Raw genomic sequence first — 21,982 nt, 5'->3', positions numbered from 1 at the left:
CTTCTAAAAATGGCTTACCTACCGGGAAATTACTCCGGTAGCTAAGCCAAATTGTGGCGTGCTGTCAAACCTTGCGTACCGCCGACTGCGCTGCGGCAAGACGGGCAATCGGTACGCGGAAAGGCGAACAGGAGACATAGTCGAGGCCGGTCTTTTCGCAAAACGCGATCGAAGCCGGATCACCGCCATGCTCGCCGCAAATACCGAGCTTCAGTTTTTCGCGGGTTTTCCGCCCGCGCTCGGCGGCGATTTCCACCAGTTCACCGACGCCTTCGAGATCGAGCGAAACAAACGGGTCCTGCTCGATCACGCCACGTTGCTGATAAGAGGTCAGGAACGACGAGGCATCATCGCGTGAGATGCCGAAGGTGGTCTGGGTGAGATCGTTGGTGCCGAACGAGAAGAACTCGGCCGTTTCAGCGATTTCAGCGGCGCGCAGGGCAGCGCGCGGCAGCTCGATCATCGTGCCGACCATGTAATCGATCTTGATACCAGCCTCGCCCATGACTTGCTTGGCGATGGTATCAATGCGCGCCTTGACGAAATCGAGTTCGGCTTTCAGACCGACCAGCGGCACCATCACTTCCGGCACCACATGTTCGCCGGTTTTCTTGCCCGCTTCGACGGCAGCTTCGAAAATCGCGCGCGCCTGCATTTCTGCGATTTCCGGATAGGACACAGCCAGACGGCAACCACGATGACCCAGCATCGGGTTGAATTCATGCAAGGCATCGGCGCGTTCGCGCAGCTTTGCCGCATCGACGCCCATCGACCGGGCAACCTCTGCGACTTCCTCGTCCGTATGCGGCAGAAACTCATGCAATGGCGGATCAAGCAGACGGATTGTGACCGGTAGCCCCTTCATGATCTCGAAAAGCTCGACAAAATCCGAACGCTGCATCGGCAGAAGTTTTGCCAGAGCCGTGCGACGGCCTTCTTCATTGTCGGAAAGGATCATCTCACGCATCGCGACGATGCGGCCTCCCTCAAAGAACATGTGTTCGGTGCGGCAAAGACCAATGCCTTCCGCACCGAATGAGCGTGCTGTACGGGCATCCGCAGGTGTTTCGGCGTTGGCGCGAACCTTCATCCGGCGGGTGCGGTCGGCCCATTCCATCAGCTTGCCAAAATCACCGGAAAGCTCGGGCTGCAGCATGGCCACAGCACCTTTCAGAACTTGCCCTGTACCACCGTCGACGGTGACGACATCACCCTTCTTGAAGGGCTGGCCTGCCGCAAGCATGACACCATTGCGATAATCCACGCGAAGCGACCCCGCGCCCGACACACATGGCTTGCCCATGCCGCGGGCGACAACGGCCGCGTGGCTGGTCATGCCGCCGCGCGTCGTCAGAATGCCTTCCGCCGCGTGCATGCCGTGAATATCTTCCGGGCTGGTCTCGATACGAACCAGAATGACCTTGCGGCCTTCCGACTTGGCCTGTTCGGCATCTTCCGAAGAAAAAACTATTTCGCCTGTCGCAGCACCCGGCGATGCGGGCAGTCCCTGACCGATAACCTGACGCTCAGCGCGCGGATCAATGGTCGGATGCAGAAGCTGGTCAAGTCCGGCCGGATCGACGCGCAGAACCGCTTCTTGCTCGGAAATCAGACCTTCGTCTGCCATTTCAACGGCCATCTTCAATGCGGCCTTTGCGGTACGCTTGCCCGAGCGGGTCTGAAGCATCCACAGCTTGCCGCGCTCGATGGTGAATTCGAGGTCCTGCATGTCGCGATAGTGCTGCTCCAGCCGATCGGCGACCTTGAGAAATTCGGCGAATGCTTCCGGCATCACCTTTTCCAGCGACGGCTTGTCGGAACCGGCTGCGATGCGCGCTTCTTCGGTAATGTTCTGCGGCGTGCGAATGCCCGCCACCACGTCTTCGCCCTGCGCATTGACGAGGAACTCGCCGTATAGTTTCTTCTCGCCCGTCGAAGGATTGCGTGTGAACGCAACACCCGTCGCAGAGGTTTCGCCCATATTGCCGAATACCATGGCCTGCACATTGACCGCAGTGCCCCAGGCTGCCGGAATATTGTGCAAGCGACGATAGGTAATAGCGCGCGCATTCATCCAGCTTGAGAAGACGGCGCCGATAGCGCCCCAGAGCTGTTCGCGCGGATCTTGCGGGAAAGGATGGCCGAGTTCTTCTTCTACCTTCGCCTTGTAAGAGCCGATGACGTCCTTCCAGTCTTCAGCAGTCAGTGCCGTATCGACCTCGACGCCAAGATCGGCCTTCATGTCCTCGAGAATTTCTTCGAAGAAGCCATGATCGACACCCAGCACGACATCCGAATACATCTGGATGAAGCGGCGGTAACTGTCATAGGCAAAACGCTCATCACCGGCTTCGCGAGCTATCGCCAGTACGGTCTCGTCGTTGAGACCGAGATTGAGCACCGTATCCATCATGCCCGGCATGGAAGCCCGGGCACCTGAACGCACCGACACCAGAAGTGGCTTTTCGGCGTCGCCAAAATTGCGCCCCGTAACTTTCGCGATATGGACCAAAGCTCCCTGAACTTGTTCATTCAGCTCGGAGGGATAGGACCTGTCATGATCGTAATAATAGGTGCAGACTTCGGTGTTGATGGTAAAGCCTGGAGGCACTGGAAGGCCGAGGCTACTCATCTCAGCCAGATTCGCTCCCTTGCCGCCGAGAAGATTGCGGTCGCTTGCCGCACCTTCTGCCTTGCCGTCGCCGAACGTGTACACCCACTTCGCCATTATGGCCTCCCTTGATGCAGGACCGGTTCATGAAAGGCTTGCAACAATTGCAAGTACTCCCAGAACCTGCTTTCCGTTGCTTATGCGATCAGCAAGGCTGCTGCCAACCAAAAAAGACAAGCCGCGACAATAGAATCGATTAAAGACCAGGCCGGTCGAAGAGTGGAACAAATCTTCCGAAGATAATTGATTTTAGAGCAAGCCGATTGTCCAAGTCCTTAGATGCCGCACACGACTCTCAGTTAAACAAGCGGATTATGATAAGGGGTCGGATTGGCTTGTTGCCACCTGCGGTTCGTTTATTCGTTCGACCACACTTCGTGAACGGATGAGGCTATCCAGCTTCCCATTAAGATTATTAAAGTGATCGACCAGCGCTTGAGACGTAACCGGAACCGTTTCAATCTTGACGATTTGAACGTCTCGCAAAGGTTCTACCCTACCTGGCTCGCGGACCAGCTTCTTGCGAAAGGCGATAACGTCCTCGCGAGCTAAAGTCTGTGTTTCGTAGAATCGTTGACTGGAAACCGACAAATCGTCGCCATAGACATAGGTGTAGAAACAATAACTGACCGCGTTTTGATTTCCTGACATGAGAATCCCCTTGCGAAAAATGGAGGGGTCGAGACAACAGGTTACCAAAGCCGAAATTAATATTGGTTTCCTAAAGAGCGATTGCGGTGCGCCCCCGCCTTTTGTGCTCATTGACCCCTTGGTGATCGGGGAGTTCGAAACCGTGCAACACGGCCCTGTAGCCTTTAGTTCGTTGAACCTGTTGCATACGCCACAGGCTCCCCGACCAAAGGTCAAGGAGAGTGATGCTGTAACAGCCAGCACCAACCTGTTGCAGGAGTTTCGACGCTCCAAGGCAGCTGCGTATCTACCTCATGGAGAATCCTATTCGGAAACAGCATGTTGACGCAAGCATTTCCACTCATTCACTATATTAAGCTTGGCTTCTCAAAGAATTGCATTGAGTTAAAGCCTCACCAGTGCCTCTCGCGCGATAACGAGCACGCTATTCAAGCCGAGCACAAAAACCTTTTCCCATCGATTTTGACAAGATCCGTCAGAATCATCTGTATTGGAAAGGAAGGGTTATCGTCTTGAACGAGCTCAGCGTCTTCCATCTCAATCAAACAATGCAATTTGGCAATCACTCCGGCAATGGATTGCGCCGGTGTCGCCAGAAGTTCACCTGCTATCGCTAACTCAACCTCTTGCAAATCGAGATCTGCCTCGAATGCCTGCTTGTAGCCGAGTTGCTCGCTATAATCATTCCATGCTTTCTGACGCGCCGCCAACTCAATTTGGGCTCTCCTCCTCGCAGAAGTCATTTCTGCTCCGGAAAGAACAATATTGATCTCTCGGGACGTGTGAACGCAAACTAACTTATCACGCCCTGGAACTTGCAATTCCACCAGCGGAAAGCCAACTACACGAAGCAACGTCCTCTCTAGTTCTTGTTGTCGACGACACAATCCTTGTCGATGCACATGAATCGCGTGCCATCTATTCCAAACATTAACAGCAGAATCCCCTTTGCCCTCTCGGCTAAAATAACTAACTACTGTATCCGATACTCGCGCTTTCTCTTTTGATGCTGCAGTCAAAAGCCCTCCTGCGACCGAGAGAAGTTTCCTTCGGGTTATTTCTGGCAAATTTGTGGTATCGTCGGAATCAGCCATGATCCGAGCTCCAATCAGCTTGGTTGTGGTTAGGCTGAGTGATGTGCCCTACACATTGCTCAGCCGTCGATAGTTTAGATTATAGGAGTTAGGGCAATTGCGCAAACGAAATCACTACAATGTTGTCGTATGACTCCTTTGCAATGTAGACTTGCGCGTACAGCGTTAGGATGGGGCGTGAGAGAGTTAGCTCACACCGCGCATATTTCTACGCAAACAGTATCCCGTTTTGAGAATGGAGAGGAATTGCGTTCTTCTACGTTAGAAAAAATTCGTGGAATATTTGAAACAGCAGGCATCGAATTCATCGAAGCAAATGACGGAAAAGGAGTCGGCATTCGTCTGAAGAAACCTTAAAATAAGAATAAGGAGTTCATGTATTTCCATATACTTTCCTAAGAAGATCATTTCTTTTTTGGATTTATCTTTGATTAATACTGCATCTCTTTCTGATTATATTTTTTCTATAAGAAGTCTCATATTTTTTGGGATCCACTCTGGAGAAGGCGGAGAACTGCAAAGCGATATCCTATACTGATGGTTTTCGCCTTAGCGTATCGGTAATCCCCCGCCGAATAACGGACTTCAAAAGTAGAATTTTCTCGGGCTATATGATCGAGGAGATTTTGATGAAGACGAGCAGATTCAGCGAACCGCAAATCCTTGCCATCCTTCGCCAGGCGGAAGGCGGCGTTCCTGTACCCGAGTTATGCCGGGCACATGGAATGAGCACTGCGTCGTTCTACAAATGGCGATCCAAATACGGCGGCATGGATGCCTAGATGATCAGCCAGATGAAGGCTCTGGAAGACGAGAACCGTCGCCTGAAGAAGATGTATGCGGAGATGAGCATGCAGGCGGAACTGCTCAAAGAGGCTCTTGGAAAAAAGTGACGCGGCCATCTCAACGCCGGGAGATGGCTGGGAAAGCAGTGGTGTTGCGAGGGGTGAGCGTTGCGCTTGCCTGCCGCACCTTCGAGGTCAGCGAGACATGTTATCGTTACAGCGCCAGGCTGAACGGCGAGAACGAGCAGATTGCCGATCTCCTGATCGGACTGACGCGGGCAAAGAAGACCTGGGGCTTCGGTCTGTGTTTCCTTTATCTGCGCAATGTCCAGGGGCATCACTGGAACCATAAACGCGTTTACCGCATCTATCGTGAGCTTGAATTGAACCTCGGGATCAAGCCACGCAAGCGGTTGAAGCGGGACAAGCCCGATGCTCTGACAGTGCCAGATGCGCCGAACATGGTCTGGTCCATGGATTTCATGGCCGACCGGCTGGAGGATGGAAGGCAATTCCGACTGCTGAACGTCCTGGATGACTTCAACCGCGAAGGTTTGGGCATTGAGGTAGACTTCTCGCTGCCTGCCGAACACGTCATCCGCAGCCTCAACCAGATCATCGAATGGCGCGGCAAACCATTCGCAATTCGTGTTGATAATGGGCCGGAATACGTCAGTGGCAAACTGATGGAGTGGGCTGCCAACCAAGGCATCGCCTTGAGCCATATCCAACCCGGCAAGCCACAACAAAATGCGTATGTCGAGCGCTACAATCGCACCGTTCGGAATGATTGGCTCGACCAATACATCATCGAAAGCATTGAGGAGGCGCAGGAATTTGCCACGCAGTGGCTATGGACCTACAACAACGAACGTCCCAATATGGGCATCGGCGGCGTAACGCCCGCACAGAAACTGAAAATGGCCGCGTGAATTCTACTGACGAGCCCCGTTAAAAACGGGGGGATTACCTATCGACTGGTGCACAATTTGGAAATGAAGGTTCGCTATTCCAAACAACATGGCTGGGTTTGAATAATTTTAGCCACGAACTCACTCAATGACATAAACGCAATGTTTCTTGTTACCCGCTCTAAGTAGAAATCTCGCGCCCTCGATTTAAACTCCGCTGCCTGCGCTCGGTCATGACACGTTGGCTTTCTTGGTGGCGAACTGTATGCTGAACAATCCTCAACTTGCCCTGCAGCGCTTCGAAGGCTGGTCGCTGTGCTGACGACAGGCGATTGATGACGGCCTTTTCGCCACGCAGGATGGCATTGCGCCCGAATCTGAGATCGAGCGCCTTACTCACCGTCGCAAATTCCTGAAGTATATGAGGTTGAAGCGAACCCGTTACGTCCTCGAGCCTGGCACCCTTCTTCTTCATCGCCTCTGTTATCCTCCGCAGCGCGACGTCTGCCATTGATGACAATCCAGGAACGGTAACCGCCATACGCTCGCGCTCCTCGCGGATTGTTCTGGTCTCCACATCAAGTGCCCTCGTCCACGAGGATCCCAGTAAGCGGACACAGGTTCCCGCCTCCGATACGGCTTGAAGTGCGGTTTTTCGTTCACGACCGGTGGCAAGCAATTTATCCACGATACGGCCGGAACCGCGTAGGGCACCATAGGCAGCCGGGTCATTGGCAATGGCTGCCGCGATCCGCTCGCCTGCAATGCCTTTCTCGATCAGGGCCTCGATCATGTCGACAGCACCGGCGGGATCGCGCCAGATACGAGATGCTGTTTCAGCAAGTGCCGATCGGTTATGACGATAATGGATTGCGGCAACTGCCCTCCCGCGCGCTTCAACCTCCACCGATGTCTTGAACTTTGTCACGGCAGCAAGCGTCGGCGGTACTGTGCGAGCTTCCTGGCCCTCATCGCCATTGTCCGGCAGGCGGATTTTGGGGGAACTGAGAGAACGTTGAATTGCAGGTGTTGAAACGCCTGTATTTTGCATGGCGAAGCTTTCGGACCGCTCCTCATGATAGGACGTGTTGCGTTCCCGATCGATTGCCAAGCCGAGCGCCACGCCTGCCCGCTCCCACAGTTTTGCAACCTGGTGGCGCTTTTGCGCAAACCACGCCAGTTGGCGGGTTGCCCCTGCCTCGATGCCGGCTGCAACTTCGGCAAGTGTGTCGATACCACGCCTGCGGGCAAAGTCATCAACATGGGCCTGATAGCCAGCCTCGCTCCTAAAATCGAGCGTAGTGGTTTTGGCGCCTGAACGAGCAAGGCGGTCGGCCAGTTGCCGAAACAATGCCGGCCGATGGCTTGCGCTTGCAATCCGCTCCCCGCGCACATCGGCAGTTTCAACCAGTTTCGCCGTCCAGACATTGCGGTCGACCGCGCGTTCCTCAAGGTGCCTTTCGCCGCCTTGCGCATCAGGGACTGCAACCTTTACTGACACAGTCTCGACGCCATCCTTGCGAAGCGTGACCGTATCCCCTCTGGAGGCTCCAGCCCTGGATAGTGCCATGGGCAGACTGACACCCCAAAGGCGATGGACCGTACCGTTATCTGTCTTCACATCGACATAGGGGCTTTTGGCAACATCTTCATCCTGCGCCCCGAACCTTGCCTGGCCGGTTGCGACCAGTTCACCGGTCATACCGGTCGCATGGTCAATACGGAGTTTCTCCCCCCATTCCGGCTTGTCCCAGAAATCCTCGCGTGCCGCATAAAGATCAGCCCGATCGCGATGACGGGTCATCGACACATAGGTCAGATGCTGATCCATCATGCCGGTGGCAAGCACGAACGTGCGATCGACGGTCGCGCCCTGCGACTTGTGGATCGTTACGGCATAGCCATGATCGATATGACGATAACTGTCTTCACTGAGAACAATCTCGCTGCCACTGTCGAGCCGGACAGACAGAAGCGGACGACGCAGTGCATGGCCAGTGGATACCACCGTGCCAAGCATGCCATTCCTGACATATTGCGGGCCAGACCCTGTTGCACGTGATTCAAGGAAGCGGGCATTTTCCAGGAAGATGATCCGGTCGCCTGCAGCGAACTCCCGCATACCTCGCTCGGTGCGGAAGCTGCGCGCAGCTGTGAGCGCTCCATCCTCCATCATCACCTGGCGCAAGGCTTCATTCAGCTTGCGGACGTCCTTGTTTGTGTGCGCCAATACCAGCAACGCATCACCCCGTAGCTCGGCACCTCGATGCCCGCCACCACGGCCTTTCTCTCCAATCCCCGCCTCTGGCCGCCCCCCTCGCCCTGCCGGTGCCTGTGCGATTGCTTTCTTGCGCGCCTCTGTCCAGTCGCTGACCAGCCGGTCGATAAGCCCGTCGCGGGTTTCCGCCTCGATCAGGTGCCCATGCCTGGCATAGATATCCAGTCCCTCCTCGACCTTGCCACGAGCGAAGAGTTTTGAGGCATCGCACGCCCATTGTTCCCTTTGCCGGCGCACACCAGCAAGCTCGGCTGAACCGATCCGTTCCGATATTGCCCGGAAAGCCGCACCCGCCTGAATTGGCTGCAGCTGCATTGCATCGCCGACCAGAACAACCTTTGAGCCCGCCTTTTCTGCTGCCTTCAGCACATGCGCCATCTGCAATGAGGAGACCATGCCGGCCTCATCGACAACGAAGATGTCACCGCGTTTTAGCTGATCGCGCCCGTTTCCCCAGGCATGTTCCCACGCGGCAAGCGTGCGCGATCTGATACCGGAACTCTCCTCCAGTCCTTCAGCCGCTTTACCGGACAGTGCAGCGCCAAAGACGCGATGATGGCCACTTTCCCAGGCAAGGCGTGCAGCTGCAAGCAATGTCGACTTGCCTGCACCGGCAAGCCCGATGACGGCAGCGATACCGCTGTCGCCAGTAACATGGCGAATGGCTTCGATCTGCCCGGGATCAAGCTTGAACGGTTTTTGTGGATCGCCCGTTTCGACGCACCGCACGGCAGCCAGCCGTTTTGCTTCGACAATTCCGAACCCCTTCTTCTTCGATAAAACATCGGCTGAGCAAACCATGTCATATTCGGTGCGCAGGATCTGGCGGGTGGTGAAGATTGCAGGTTCGGTTGCCTGGCCAGTCAGTCGCCCGACCTGCTGCGGCTTCAGCAGGACCAGATCGTTCGATGCCATCAGCCGTGCGCGGATATTGGAGAAGTCGGACGGATCATCGACATAGCGGTGAATGATCCTTGCGATATCCTTCTCATCAAAGGTCGAGCGCTCGTTGCCAAGCAGCCTGAGGAGAGGTCCCGGATCTGCAAGCAGCCGGGCGGTCATTTTCCGCCGACGTGCCAGATCGGCAGGAGCGAAATACATTTCGACGCCCTTGCGCATCATCGCCGACTTTCCGGGTCCCAGATGCCTCTGGGCAATCCCGTCAAGACCTTGTTCGGCGTAAGAGCGCCCATCCAGACGGATGTCATGGCCAGCCAGCGCCAGATACCGGCTTGCCGTTTGCGCCCAGGCGACCTTCCACGCCTTCATCGTCTTCTTGTCACCAGCCCAACACGTATAAACAATATCCCCGTTATGGCGATTTGATTTTACATCACGTAGTGGTTTCCCGTCGGGTCGGCGAACCGGCACATATTTGGGACCAAACCCTTCTTCAGTCAGCGACCTCAATGCCGTCATCAGATGGATATGCGGATTGCCGTCCTTGTCGTGATAAACCCAGTCGGCGATCATGCCATTCGAAGTCAGATTGTCTCGGACGAACTCCTGAACCAAAGCGATATTCTCCGCCCGCGTCAGTTCCTCCGGCAGAGCAATAATCAACTCACGGGCAAGTTGTGCGTCCACACGTGTCTCAAAAGCATCGACTGCATTCCAGAGCGCCTCACTTGCCTCAGCGACAGTCTTGCCTTCGATTGCTGACCTCAGCCACGATGGAATATCTTCCGGCAACGCCAGTTCTTCATGGACCAAATCATCGTCGCCGCCGCGATAGTTAAACAAGGTTCCGGTCTGTTCGTCTCTCATCCGGGCGCGATGACGATAAGAGGCGGCCGAGACGACATTGCGCCCCGCTCCCCTGCTGATCAGCTGCGCTCTGATGAACATGATTGCCACAATGTTCTCCCGTCCATTTGGCAATGCCAGCGAGTACGCTCCACTCGGACAAACGTCCGAAGGCAGCCCCTTACGAGAAACGCCACCAATGTCGACTGGATTAAACTATAAATAATTGATATAGTCAAATTTGAGCCGCTGCAGCTTTTTTGCTGGTGATATCGTCATCACTGGGCGTCAATTAATGGATTCACAAATCGGTGGAACGCACAAACATGGCTATATTAATACAGTTAACTTCAACCGAGCAACGTCTCCATGTATGAGCAGGCAAGTGGAGAGCACCTTTCGCAGATATCATCGTGGCATTCCTTGAAAGACGAAATTAACGAACTCTACGACAGTTTCATCGTGCGGAAGACAAACATATCCCTATACAACACCGCTCACGGAAAACTCAATTTCGAGTAGCAATTGTGGTTCGCGCGAAGCTATCGACGGCCAATCAGATGTTTCTTCGAAGCTGATAAAACTGGCGAGACCATAGGCAATATCAACGATCATTAGCGCTTGCGCGACGGCGACGAAACGGTGTTAAAAATACTGGATTAACGGTACGAGCAAGGTAGCCTTGTTCCTTTGCCTTGACAAAAGCCGCAACCTTCGGTCAATATTAGAACAAATAATGAACATCAAGGATTTATGCCATGCGTATCACAGGCAAGCTCGACTATCTGGAAATGCCAGCGGGACACGGATCGCTTGATGCCACGAAGAGTTTCTATGCGCGAGCCTTCGGTTGGTCTTTCACCGATTACGGCCCAACCTATTCAGCCTTTTCCGAAGGATTGGACGGCGGATTTGATGCCGATGGACAGGCGACCGGAAAGCCTCTGCCCGTACTCTATGCTGCAAAGCTGGAAAGCGCGCTGGAGTCCGTTACCGATGCGGGCGGCACCATCGTGAAACCCATCTTCTCGTTCCCTGGCGGGCGGCGTTTTCATTTCACCGACCCGGCCGGGAACGAACTTGCCATGTGGAGCGACCGGTAAATCTCGTTTGCGGCGGCGAATATCGAGTTTCAGTGAATGTGTTCGGCAGAAGCGCGATCTACGACTTCCATCTGCAAGGTGGTGTGGTGGAGATCGTATTTCTCCTGCAAGACCTGCTCCACCGCGCGGCGCACGGTTTCGCCCCTTGCCCCATCAGCCAGCACAATATGAGCGGTCAGGGATTTCTGGTTCTTGGTGAGCGACCAGACGTGGAGGTCGTGGAGCGCCGCAACTCCCGGTACAGCCAGCACAGCTTTCTGCAAATCATTGAGGTCGAGTCCCGCGGGGACACCTTCCAGCAGAATATTGATGCATTCCTTGAGCAGAACCCATGTGCGCGGAAAGACCATGAAGCCGATACCGATGGCGATCAGTGAATCCACCCACTCCCATCCGGTCAGATAAATGATCACAGCGCCGACGATCACGCCAACAGAGCCCAGCATATCCGCCCAGACCTCGAGATAAGCACCCTTGACGTTGAGGCTTTCATCCTTGTGCCCCATCAAGACCCGCATCGATATCAGGTTGATGACCAGACCAAGGGCGGCAACGACCATCATGCCGACCGACTGTACATCAGCAGGACGCGAAAGACGTTCATAGGCTTCATAGAGGATATAGAAAGCCACACCCAGCAGCAGAAGTGCATTCACCGTCGCTGCAAGGATTTCGAAACGGGCATAGCCGTAAGTGCGAAGGATATCGGCGGGCCGACGCCCTAGATAGATGGCGATCAAGGCAAGGAGAAGCGCAAAACTGTCCGTCGCCATGTGCATGGCATCGGATAACAGCGCCAGACTGCCGGTGATGAAACTGCCAATGATCTCGACGATCATGAAAAGGCTGGTCAGAGAGAAGGCAATCCATAGCCTTGGAAGCGGCGTGTCGCTGACGTCTCCGTGGTCGTGATCACCGCTCATGCCGCCCCTCCGCACAAATTGTGTTTTTTAGCTCGCTTCGCGCAACTGTTCTGCAGTCTGCAAGTCCACGGAAACAAGCTGACTAACGCCTTGCTCGCCCATGGTCACGCCGAACAGACGGTTCATGCGCGCCATTGTGATTGGGTTATGTGTGATAACCACGAAGCGCGTTTCGGTTGAAGCCGCCATTTCGTCCATCAGGTTGCAATAGCGCTCGACATTATGGTCATCGAGCGGCGCATCCACTTCGTCGAGCACGCAGATTGGTGCCGGATTGGTGAGGAACACCGCGAAAATGAGCGCCATGGCCGTCAGCGCCTGCTCACCGCCCGAAAGCAGCGTCATGGTTTGCGGCTTCTTGCCGGGCGGACGGGCGAGAATTTCCAGGCCGGCTTCCAACGGATCGTCGCTTTCGATCAGCTGCAGTTCAGCCGTACCGCCGCCGAAGAGATGCGTGAACAGGCGCTGGAACTGCACATTCACCACGTCGAACGCAGCCAGCAGACGCTCGCGCCCCTCACGATTGAGGCTCTGGATTGCCTGGCGCAATTTCTTGATCGCCTCGATCACGTCTTCGCGCTCGGAAACGATGGTATCAAGACGTCCGGACAATTCCTGCTGTTCTTCATCGGCGCGTAGATTAACCGCGCCAAGCCGCTCGCGCTCTATCTTCAACCGCTCAAGCTGACGCTCCAGATGATCGGGATCAGGCAAGGCCTCATCCGGTCTCAATCCGGCCTGGCGAATAGCCTCGTGGGGCGGGCAGTTCAGCGCTTCAGCGATTCGGGCTTCGGCATCCTTGCGCCGCTCTTCCGCCGCCGCGAGGCGTTCTTCGGCACGCGCCCTCTGTTCACGGCTTGCCGCCAGTTGCTGGATGGCAAGGGTTGCCGCCTTGTCGAATTCCGCCTGCGCTGCTTCGGCCTCGGCCAGAACGTCTCCTGCCTGCTTGCGCAGGGCATCGGCCTGTGAAAGCTCGTTCAAAAGTGCCCGGCGGCGGCTCTCGATCTCATCGGGGGCTTCTGCGAGCGCCTCGGCTTCGTCAGCCGTCTCCGCACGACGATCATTCAATGCATCAATGTGGCGGCCAGCATTTTCAACGCGGGATTTCCAGTTTCGGCGCTCCAGCGCAATCATTTCCAGTCGTCGCTTGCGTGCATCGGCCTCGCGCCGCAGCCCTTCATAGGCGGCCCGCGCTTCTGCCAGGGCTGTGCGATCCGACATGACTTCGCTATTCAATGCGGCAAGGCGTTCGCCAATCGCATCAATATCCGGCATTTCATCAAGCCGGTCTTCGGCTTCCGTTACACGAATCTGGGCCTCTTCGAGATTTTCCTCAAGATGCACCTTGCTGTCTTCAAGACCAGCGCGGCGTGTCGCAAGCTGACCTGCTGCGCGTTCGGCAGCAGCCAGAGCTTCGCGCGCTTCATCGAGCTTGCGCTGGTTGGCGCGCCATTGATCGCGGGCAATACGTTCCTGCTCGACAGCCTCGCGAACGTTCGTTTCCGTGCGCTGCACATCCTGCTCGGCCTGCTCGGCACGCTTGCGCGCGGCAATTGCTTCCTGTTCGAGTTCCGCCAGCCGGTTTTTTTGTGCCAGTCGCTGGGCCGCCGGGGTCGGCGCATCGGCACTCGCCGTATAACCATCCCAGCGCCAGAGTGCACCGGCCTTGCTGACCAGCCGCTGACCGGGCCGCAACAGGGCCTGCAGGCGCTTGCCGTCACCATCAGAAACGACGCCGACCTGTGCGAGCCTGCGACGCAATTGCTGCGGCCCCTCCACCAGTCGATCCAAAGGCGTCACGCCGTCAGGCAGCGCGGGATCAGCATTGGCAGCGGGGTTGTAAGCCCAATAGACCGGCGCGTGTTCATCGCTGGCCGCATCGAGATCTTCACCGAGCGCAGCACCGAGTGCCACTTCATAGCCCTTCTCGACACGCAGTTCTTCCACCACCGGCGGGAACTGCCCCGTTTCGCCAGCATTCAAAATGCGCGCCAATGTATGCGCTTCCGTTTCGATACGGTTCAGTTCAGTGCGCGCTTCGCTCAAGGGCTGACGGCTTGCCGCTTCCGCTTCGCGCGCGCTTGCAACACGCTCTTCCGCGCTGGCAACCATTTCTTCCGCAGACGCGAGTGCCTCTGCACAGCGGTCAACGACGATACGCTTTTCCGCCGGATCGAAAAGGCCACCGATCTGCTCTGCAACAGAAGCAATATCGCGCTCGATCGTTTCCATCTGGACAGCCAGACGGTCACGACGATCACGTGTTTCCTTCAATGCCCGCTCGATCTGCGCACGTTCTGCGGCAGCTTCAGCACGTTCCGCCGTCACCCGTGACAGGGCGTTCTCGCTATCCTGCAGGCGAACTTCCGCTTCCTCGAACAGCGCATGCAGCTCCTGATCACGTTCGCCAGACTCCTCGGCAGAAGCGATCAACTCCTGTTCCTCGTCATCGAGCCGCGCCAGAATATCGGCATTTTCACGCATCATTTCTTCTTCGCGCGCGATGTCGGCGGAAAGTTGCTCGAGCCTCTTCATCAGCTCTGCCCGGCGGGTGCGAAGACGTTCGCCTTCCTCGTCAAGCTGGGTCCTGGCTATGGAAAGGCGCTGCAATGCGGCTGCGGCTTTCGCTTCAGCCTCACGCAGTTCGGGCAGTTTGTGCGCACCGACCGCCTGCACCTTTGCGGCATTCATCTGCGCCTGCGCCATATCGCCGACGGCGGATGTGGCCTGTGCCAAAGCGCTTTGCGCCTCACCTTCCTGCATCTTTGCCTGCGACCAGCGCAGGTGCAGAAGTGCGGCTTCGGCACGGCGAATATCTGCGGAAAGCGCTTTGAAGCGGTTCGCCTGACGTGCCTGACGCTTCAAGCTTTCGATCTGGCTGCCCAGTTCGCCCACCACATCGTCCAGACGCTCGAGATTGGTCTCGGCGGCACGCAGGCGCAATTCGGCTTCATGGCGGCGCGTATGCAGGCCGGAAATGCCAGCCGCTTCTTCCAAAAGCGCTCGGCGTGCCTGCGGTTTCGCCTGAATGAGCTCGCCAATACGTCCCTGGCCGACCATAGACGGCGAACGCGCGCCGGTGGATTGGTCAGCGAAGAGAAGCTGCACATCCTTGGCTCGTGCTTCCTTGCCATTGATGCGGTAGACAGATCCGGATTCGCGTTCGATGCGGCGCGAAACCTGCAATTCATCCGCATCATTGTAAGCGGCGGGTGCGGTACGATCCGAATTGTCGAGAAAGAGCGTTACTTCCGCCGTATTGCGCGCGGGTCGCGTGGCTGAGCCGGAGAAGATCACATCGTCCATGCCGGAAGCGCGCATGTTCTTGTATGAGTTCTCACCCATCACCCAGCGCAACGCTTCGACCAGATTGGATTTGCCGCAGCCATTAGGGCCGACGACGCCGGTCAGCCCGCCTTCGATAACGAACTCCATGGGCTCGACGAAAGATTTGAAACCGACAAGGCGCAGCTTGGAGAAGCGCATCAGCGAACTCCTCCTGCGACTGTCTTAGAGACGCAAAAAGCGGGCGCAGAGGAGCGCCCGCATTTCGATCTGAAAACCGGATTAGAGAAGCTTGTCGATGATTGCCGACATTTCGTCAACCGAAAGCGCTCCAGCGTACTTTTGTCCGTTAATGAAGAAAGTCGGCGTTGCACTCACACCGAAATCCTTCGATCCACGCTCCATCGTTGCTCTCACATCATCGAGAACTTGCTGGTTCGTCAAGCAAGCCTTGAAGGACTCCTGTGTAAAACCGGCAAGTTTCGCAATTTGCAGGAGCGCTGCTTCGCCATCTTCTGCGGTAGCCCATTGCTGCTGCTGCTTGAAGAACACGTCGATCATCGGGAAGTAACGGTCTTCCGGGGCACAGCGCGCCAGCATGAAAGCAGCCGTCGCGCGCGGATCGAACGGAAATTCACGGAAGATGAGCCGCGCTTTACCCGTATCGATATATTTTTCTTTGATTTTCGGGAACGTGTTGATCGTGAAATCAGCGCAATGCGGGCAGGTCAGCGATGCATACTCGACGATGGTGACCGGCGCATCTGCCTTGCCAAAGACCATATCCTTGAGCTTGCCGGCTTCGGCGAGCTTGGCCGCATCGACAGTGCCTTCCGGACTACGCTGCTGTGCATTTGCACCACCGGCAAAAGCCAGCCCGGCAGCGGCCGCTCCGGCAAGAGAAATAACGTGTCTGCGATTAAACGCTGCAGGCATCCGAATCATCCAGTCCTGTTTCAATAGTTGACTTCGACATACAATCTAAAGCGGCAGATCGCACTTCGCTAGACCCGCAGCGTTCACATGAAAGTCAGCACCTTGCATTTTTTGTCTTCAAATTTGCGACAATAAATGAAGGGGCTGAACACAAAATGCTGAAAGCTTGCATCAAATTTATGGCGGCAGCCCCAATTCAGCTATCCTTGCCGCCTTTCCGACCAGTCATCCGCTTCTCGGCGAGAATGTTCTTGCCGAGACGCGCCAGAGCTGCACGAAGCGCATCGTCTTCAATTCCGTCCGTAGCCTTGTCGATACGACGTTCTTCGGCGGGCCCGAGCGGCACCAGCCGCTTTACGCGGCGCTTGGCCAGGATGACCGGCGGCTTCTGCTCGATGCGGATACGCCCAACCGCCGAGAACCCCAGAAATCCGTTTATGCGGCTGATGATTTCACCCGTTTCGTGCTGGACCTGCAAGGCTGCAAACCCTTCGCAGGCGATAATCAGCGTTGCCGGAGAAAACGGATCGTCTTCATGCAGACGACGCGGCCAGATGATGCGTAAAGGGCGCGAGGTTGCGCCGATGGCGGGACCGACAATATCTTCCCATGACTGGAGCAAGGCGAGATTGATGCCGGCACGCTTTTGCAGCATCGGGTCCACCAGACCCGAAGCCATATCTGCCAGCGGCCTGAAACCGCGTCTGGACGTTGGTTCGCTCATCGCGCTCCATTATAGCCGCGAAACCATTCCACAAACAAAGGAATCCCCTGATCGAGCGTGGTTTTCGGGCTAAATCCAAGGTCACGGGCGGCAAGCGCGATATCGGCATAGGTGCGCGGCACATCGGCAGCCGGCATCGGTTCCAGCTTGCGGATCGCTTCCCTGCCCGTAGCTTTTTCGATTGCCGCGATGAAATCGTTGAGCATGACCGGTCGGTTGTTGCCAAGATTGTAGACAGGCGCCGTATCTTCCGGCGTCTCGAGCACACGTCTTGCCGCACCGACTACACCGCTGACGATATCTTCCACAAACGTGAAATCGCGCTGCATCTCGCCATTGTTGAACACGCGGATCGGTTCGCCTTTGAGGATAGCCGAGGTAAACAGCCACGGCGCCATGTCAGGGCGTCCAAAGGGGCCATAGACCGTGAAAAAGCGCAAACCTGTGGAATGCAGTTTGTGCACGTGGCGGTATGAGTAAGCCAGCAATTCGCCGGAGCGCTTTGTCGCGGCATAAATCGAGACCGGGTGATCGACAGGGTCGCTTTCGGAGAACGGAACCTTTTCATTCGCACCATAGACCGACGACGAGCTCGCATAGACGACAGGCGGCCGCTTCTCCAGCCTCAGTGCAGTTTCAAAGACCGTGATCTGTCCCTGAACATTGGCAGAAATATAGGCTGAGGGGTTCTCAATGGAATAACGAACGCCTGCCTGTGCTGCGAGATGCACAATGATGTCGGCGTCTCGGTCGGAGCCGATCGCCGCATTGAACGCTTCTGCGTCGGAAATATCCGCCTTTGCAAACCGAAACCCATCCCGCATGTGAAGTTTCGAGAGGCGAGCTTCCTTCAGTGTGACCGGATAATAGTCGTTCACATTATCGATGCCGATGACCTGCCAGCCCTCATCCAGCAGACGCAGGGCGGTATGAAACCCTATAAATCCGGCAGCCCCCGTTACAATCGCTTTCATGCAGCTGTTTTCTTTCCAAAAATATATGAGGTGAGACCTGCACGACGTGCCGCCATCAATCGCCGTGATGCTGCCGCGTTCAACGCTGCAAGGAAGAACATAGTCGAGGATATAGTGACCTCGTGCAGTAGCGGATTGTGCAGCATGCCGTAACTGCCACACACAACGGCGAAATAGATCAGCGCTCGCCGCATCGCCCAGCTATCGGCAGTCCGCCACAAATAGACGAAGATGGAAATAAAGGCGGCAGCCATGAAGATGAGACCGATAACGCCGTCGTTCAGCAACTCGTCAAGAACCGTGTTGTGAACATGACGGAAGCCGTCGAGCATCGTAGCCTTGTCGCCAGCCTCGGCCTTTACGAAATCCATCTTCGAATAGGAGCCAACTCCTGTGAATGGGTGAGCTTCAATGACACGAGATGCGCTTTTCCACATAATCTCGCGGATATCAGCCGAAACCTTATCCTCCCAGTCGGCGGCGCGTCCAGTATCGTAATATTCGACCATTCCAGAAAAGCGCTTGGAAATAATACTTCCGACGGGTCCGACAACGACAAGAGCCGCGATTGCTGCGAACAATATAGCATAGGCTGCTCCCTGCTGCTTCATGCTGAAACGCTTCAGGAAGATAAGTATTTCGACCGCTGCAAAGATCGGTAGCACCACGATGACCGCGCGTGTTTCAGACGTCAAAACCGCAGCGAACCCCAGAACGAGCCAGTGCGGGCCGTTCGGCAGATAACGCGAGCCTGTGCGCAGCGGAATTGCCGCAGAAATAGCCGCTACCCCGGCAACGAATGCAAAAACTGCCTGATTGCCGCCGATACCAACCCGCCCGCCGTCGATCACAGCAAGATAGATTGCAGCGATGACGGCAAGCACAGTTCCGGCGCGCGCGCCAAGAACATAGGCCCGCAACGGATCGCGAACGAGCACCATTCCCGAACCGGCAAAAGCAAACACGGTAAGGAGCAGCGTATAACCAATCTGCCGGTTATCCTGGAACGGCTCTCCACGAAACAGGATCAGTCCCAGCGACCATACGGCATATAAAACTATGAAAAGATAGAATTTCTTGGCGAACATACGCGTGGTCGCGTGACGGCCGCAGGCCAGGTAAATACCGATACATGAGAATATGAAAAGTATGAGCGGCCCAAGACCGATGCGAATGGGCATTGATGCCGACGCGATTCCAAGCACCCAGGAATCTATCCTGCGCCGCAGGAGAAAAGATTTCTTAAAATAACTCAATCCTTTGCCTCTTTTAGCCCTTTCCTACTGAAAGCGTAAGCGATTCGCCGGACATAGTCAGTCGCTCGAAAGACAAGCGTGCTAATCCTTTTGTATATCGGCAAACGCGTCTTGGCATAGGCCGAACGTCCCTGAGCAATTGTCGATTCCGTGACGGAGAAGGAGACCAGGGGCGCATTCGTCGTGAATATCTCATGTCCTCCCGACCAACCGCGTTCGAGCTCAACATCATACGGCAAACGCATTGTGCGGATAGAATTGCTGAGTTTTCTCGCAGCCTGTTTGGTCACCAGGTAAGCAGCAGCACTTCCCATCGGTCCATGTAAACTCCGACCTACAGCAATTTCATCGTTCACCTGCATGAATGGCCGGAACGCCGACAGGCGGTGATTGACGAGCTTGATGACATCCCAACCAAGAATGTGTGTCATCTGATTCACGGAAGCATTGAATGCCTGTGACAACACGACATCATCTTCGACAATGACTGCGAAAGGCTCCGGTGCATCGGCTATAGTTTCCAATGCACGTATATGGCTGAAGTAACAGCCAATCTCTGCCGGCAGCGCGACCTTGCCGTGACAACGACGAAACCCGGCATCATCGAAATTCGTCAGTTCTGCTGGAGATAGCAGCTTTCCTTCGATGGCCTCTACGCGCCGGAGATCGACTGAAAGCGCATTCGCATTCGACCTCAACCTGTCCCAGCGGTCTTTCGACCGCGCAAGATTGATGACATAGACAGGTACTGAATGATCCACTTATTCTCTTTCCGTCGCGAGCAATGGAGCATAGTCGGGAGACTCACAGACAAACTTCTATGCGCTAGCCTCTATTATGCACAGCATTGTTTCTATCAATTGTAAAAATAAGGCATTAATCAGAATGCGGCCCAACTGTTACCTGATGCGATACACATGTTGAATTCTGTCGCTTCCGATCAGAGTACGACGCTCCTGCACTGGTATGACCGTCACCATCGCATTTTGCCTTGGCGCGTGAGCCCGACCGAGCAGGCATCCGGCATCAGGCCAGATCCCTATCGCGTCTGGCTCTCAGAGATCATGCTTCAGCAGACAACAGTAGAGGCGGTAAAGTCCTACTTTACAAAATTTGTCGAGCGCTGGCCCACCGTTCAGGCCATGGCAGAAGCCAGTGAAGACGATATCCTGCGCGCCTGGGCCGGGCTCGGCTATTATTCACGCGCGCGTAACTTAAAAAAATGCGCTGACGCAGTGGCTCAACAGCATGAGGGTAAGTTCCCCGGCGATGCCATCGCATTGAAGGAACTACCCGGCATCGGGGATTATACTTCTGCAGCAATCGCGGCGATTGCATTTGGCGAAGCAGCCGCCGTCGTTGACGGTAACGTGGAACGTGTGATTTCACGGCTTTATACAATCGACACTCCCCTACCCGCAGCGAAAACGGAAATCCGCGCACGCATGGGGCAATTGACGCCAGTCGACAGGCCGGGAGATTTCGCGCAGGCCATGATGGATCTGGGGGCAACCATATGCACGCCGAGACGGCCAGCCTGTGCGATCTGTCCGCTCAATGACGACTGCATGGCTCTCAAGGCGCGCGACCCCGAGGAATTCCCAGTCAAAGCGCCCAAAGCCGAAAAACCCGTTCGTACCGGAGCCGCGTTCATCGCCATTGCCGGGGATGGTTCGATCCTGCTGCGCAAGCGGAAAGGCGAAGGCCTGCTCGCCGGTATGACCGAGGTTCCGGGCAGCCACTGGACCGCACGCATCGACGGAGACGCGACTGTCAATGCGGCACCGTTCCAATCGCAATGGATTGCGTCCGGTTCGATTAAACATGTTTTCACGCATTTCGAACTGCGGCTTTCGGTGTATCACTCCGAGAATGTGAGCAAGGCCTCGGCCAAAGATGGCTGGTGGTCTCAACCGGACGAGCTTTCGGACGAGGCACTGCCGACCGTCATGAAAAAGGCGATCACCGCCGCCATACCAGACGCTTTCAAACCGGGGAGGAGAAACCGTTGAGCAGTCCCGTCAAGCACGTCGTCTTCGATATCGGCAGAGTTCTAATCCATTACGATCCTGAACTTGCCTATCTCGATGTCATTCCCGATGCTTCGGAACGACGTTGGTTTCTGGAAAATATCTGCACCAGCTCATGGAATATCGAACAGGATCGCGGGCGCACCTGGCAGGAGGCAGAAGCGCTTCTGATCGATACATATCCCGAAAGAAGCGATCACATCCGTGCTTTCCGGCAGAACTGGAACCGCATGGTGCCACACGCTTATGAGGACAGCGTCGAAGTTCTGCGCGGCCTGATCGGCCATGGCAACGATGTTACCATGCTGACAAATTTCGCTTCAGACACTTTCCGCGAAGCGCAAGCACGCTTTCCATTTCTGACCGAAAGCCGAGGCGTCACTGTATCGGGCGACATCCACATGCTGAAACCCGACCGCGAAATCTACGATCATCACGTTGCATCGTTCGATCTCGATCCGGCAGCCACGCTTTTCATCGATGATACTATGCACAATGTCGACGGTGCCAGACACGCAGGCTGGCAGGCGGTGCATTTTACGGATGCGGACAAGCTAAGCGCTGATTTGAAAGCTTTGGGCCTCACCTTCTAAGCCTAGAATAGCGAAGGCGCCC

The 21,982-nt window shown here is 55.7% G+C and carries 15 protein-coding genes and 1 pseudogene; 5 read left to right on the top strand and 11 right to left on the bottom strand.

The window, feature by feature from the left end:
- Positions 1-64: 64 nt before the first annotated feature.
- From ppdK to CQZ93_RS26315, 3 genes are all read right to left on the bottom strand, one after another.
- Positions 65-2,728, bottom strand: coding sequence for a pyruvate, phosphate dikinase (gene ppdK, locus CQZ93_RS02850; protein WP_105541243.1), 2,664 nt, complete (start codon positions 2,726-2,728; stop codon positions 65-67).
- A gap of 255 nt (positions 2,729-2,983) precedes the next feature.
- A complete protein-coding gene (locus CQZ93_RS02845; protein WP_105541242.1) occupies positions 2,984-3,322 on the bottom strand; it encodes a hypothetical protein in 339 nt (112 codons plus the stop codon).
- A gap of 428 nt (positions 3,323-3,750) precedes the next feature.
- On the bottom strand, positions 3,751-4,416 hold the full coding sequence (locus CQZ93_RS26315; protein WP_146114418.1) for a hypothetical protein: 666 nt from the start codon (positions 4,414-4,416) through the stop codon (positions 3,751-3,753).
- A gap of 129 nt (positions 4,417-4,545) precedes the next feature.
- Between CQZ93_RS26315 and CQZ93_RS02835 the strand changes: the two genes are divergently transcribed.
- Positions 4,546-4,773 carry a helix-turn-helix domain-containing protein gene (locus CQZ93_RS02835; RefSeq protein ID WP_105541240.1) on the top strand — a complete coding sequence of 76 codons (228 nt, stop codon included), beginning with the start codon at positions 4,546-4,548 and terminating at the stop codon, positions 4,771-4,773.
- A 272-nt stretch (positions 4,774-5,045) separates the two neighbouring features.
- A pseudogene (locus tag CQZ93_RS02830) lies at positions 5,046-6,133 on the top strand (IS3 family transposase).
- A gap of 160 nt (positions 6,134-6,293) precedes the next feature.
- Here CQZ93_RS02830 and traA read toward each other — a convergent pair.
- Entirely contained in the window at positions 6,294-10,247 is a 3,954-nt protein-coding gene (gene traA, locus CQZ93_RS02825; RefSeq protein WP_105541239.1) for a Ti-type conjugative transfer relaxase TraA, read from the bottom strand.
- A gap of 647 nt (positions 10,248-10,894) precedes the next feature.
- On the opposite strand from traA, the gene CQZ93_RS02820 reads away from it, so the two are divergent.
- Complete coding sequence (locus CQZ93_RS02820) at positions 10,895-11,239, top strand: VOC family protein (protein ID WP_105541238.1); 345 nt, start codon at positions 10,895-10,897, stop codon at positions 11,237-11,239.
- A 29-nt stretch (positions 11,240-11,268) separates the two neighbouring features.
- On the opposite strand, the gene CQZ93_RS02815 is transcribed toward CQZ93_RS02820, so the two are convergent.
- The 7 genes from CQZ93_RS02815 to CQZ93_RS02785 all read right to left on the bottom strand — a co-directional run bounded on the left by CQZ93_RS02815 (position 11,269) and on the right by CQZ93_RS02785 (position 20,098).
- Positions 11,269-12,162 (bottom strand): cation diffusion facilitator family transporter, encoded by an 894-nt coding sequence (locus CQZ93_RS02815; protein WP_105541237.1) that lies wholly within the window; start codon positions 12,160-12,162, stop codon positions 11,269-11,271.
- Between the two features lie 27 nt (positions 12,163-12,189).
- Entirely contained in the window at positions 12,190-15,648 is a 3,459-nt protein-coding gene (gene smc, locus CQZ93_RS02810) for a chromosome segregation protein SMC (RefSeq protein WP_105541236.1), read from the bottom strand.
- Positions 15,649-15,729: 81 nt separating this feature from the next.
- Positions 15,730-16,383, bottom strand: a complete 654-nt coding sequence (locus CQZ93_RS02805) for a DsbA family protein (protein WP_105543151.1) — start codon at positions 16,381-16,383, stop codon at positions 15,730-15,732.
- Between the two features lie 196 nt (positions 16,384-16,579).
- Entirely contained in the window at positions 16,580-17,107 is a 528-nt protein-coding gene (locus tag CQZ93_RS02800) for a DUF721 domain-containing protein (RefSeq protein WP_105541235.1), read from the bottom strand.
- Positions 17,104-18,081: an NAD-dependent epimerase/dehydratase family protein gene (locus tag CQZ93_RS02795; RefSeq protein ID WP_105541234.1), complete on the bottom strand. Its 978-nt coding sequence runs from the start codon at positions 18,079-18,081 to the stop codon at positions 17,104-17,106. Before CQZ93_RS02795 ends, CQZ93_RS02800 begins: the two co-directional genes overlap by 4 nt.
- Positions 18,078-19,262 carry an O-antigen ligase family protein gene (locus tag CQZ93_RS02790; RefSeq protein ID WP_286151896.1) on the bottom strand — a complete coding sequence of 395 codons (1,185 nt, stop codon included), beginning with the start codon at positions 19,260-19,262 and terminating at the stop codon, positions 18,078-18,080. Before CQZ93_RS02790 ends, CQZ93_RS02795 begins: the two co-directional genes overlap by 4 nt.
- A gap of 71 nt (positions 19,263-19,333) precedes the next feature.
- Positions 19,334-20,098: a glycosyltransferase family 25 protein gene (locus tag CQZ93_RS02785; protein WP_105541232.1), complete on the bottom strand. Its 765-nt coding sequence runs from the start codon at positions 20,096-20,098 to the stop codon at positions 19,334-19,336.
- A 156-nt stretch (positions 20,099-20,254) separates the two neighbouring features.
- On the opposite strand from CQZ93_RS02785, the gene mutY reads away from it, so the two are divergent.
- Positions 20,255-21,349 (top strand): A/G-specific adenine glycosylase, encoded by a 1,095-nt coding sequence (gene mutY, locus CQZ93_RS02780; RefSeq protein WP_105541231.1) that lies wholly within the window; start codon positions 20,255-20,257, stop codon positions 21,347-21,349.
- A complete protein-coding gene (locus tag CQZ93_RS02775) occupies positions 21,346-21,960 on the top strand; it encodes an HAD family hydrolase (protein ID WP_105541230.1) in 615 nt (204 codons plus the stop codon). The genes mutY and CQZ93_RS02775 overlap by 4 nt, the downstream gene beginning before the upstream one ends.
- Positions 21,961-21,982 lie beyond the last annotated feature (22 nt).

The sequence above is a fragment of the Ochrobactrum vermis genome, from assembly GCF_002975205.1.
GTDB lineage: Bacteria > Pseudomonadota > Alphaproteobacteria > Rhizobiales > Rhizobiaceae > Brucella > Brucella vermis.
This window is presented reverse-complemented; position numbering and strand designations above follow the sequence as displayed.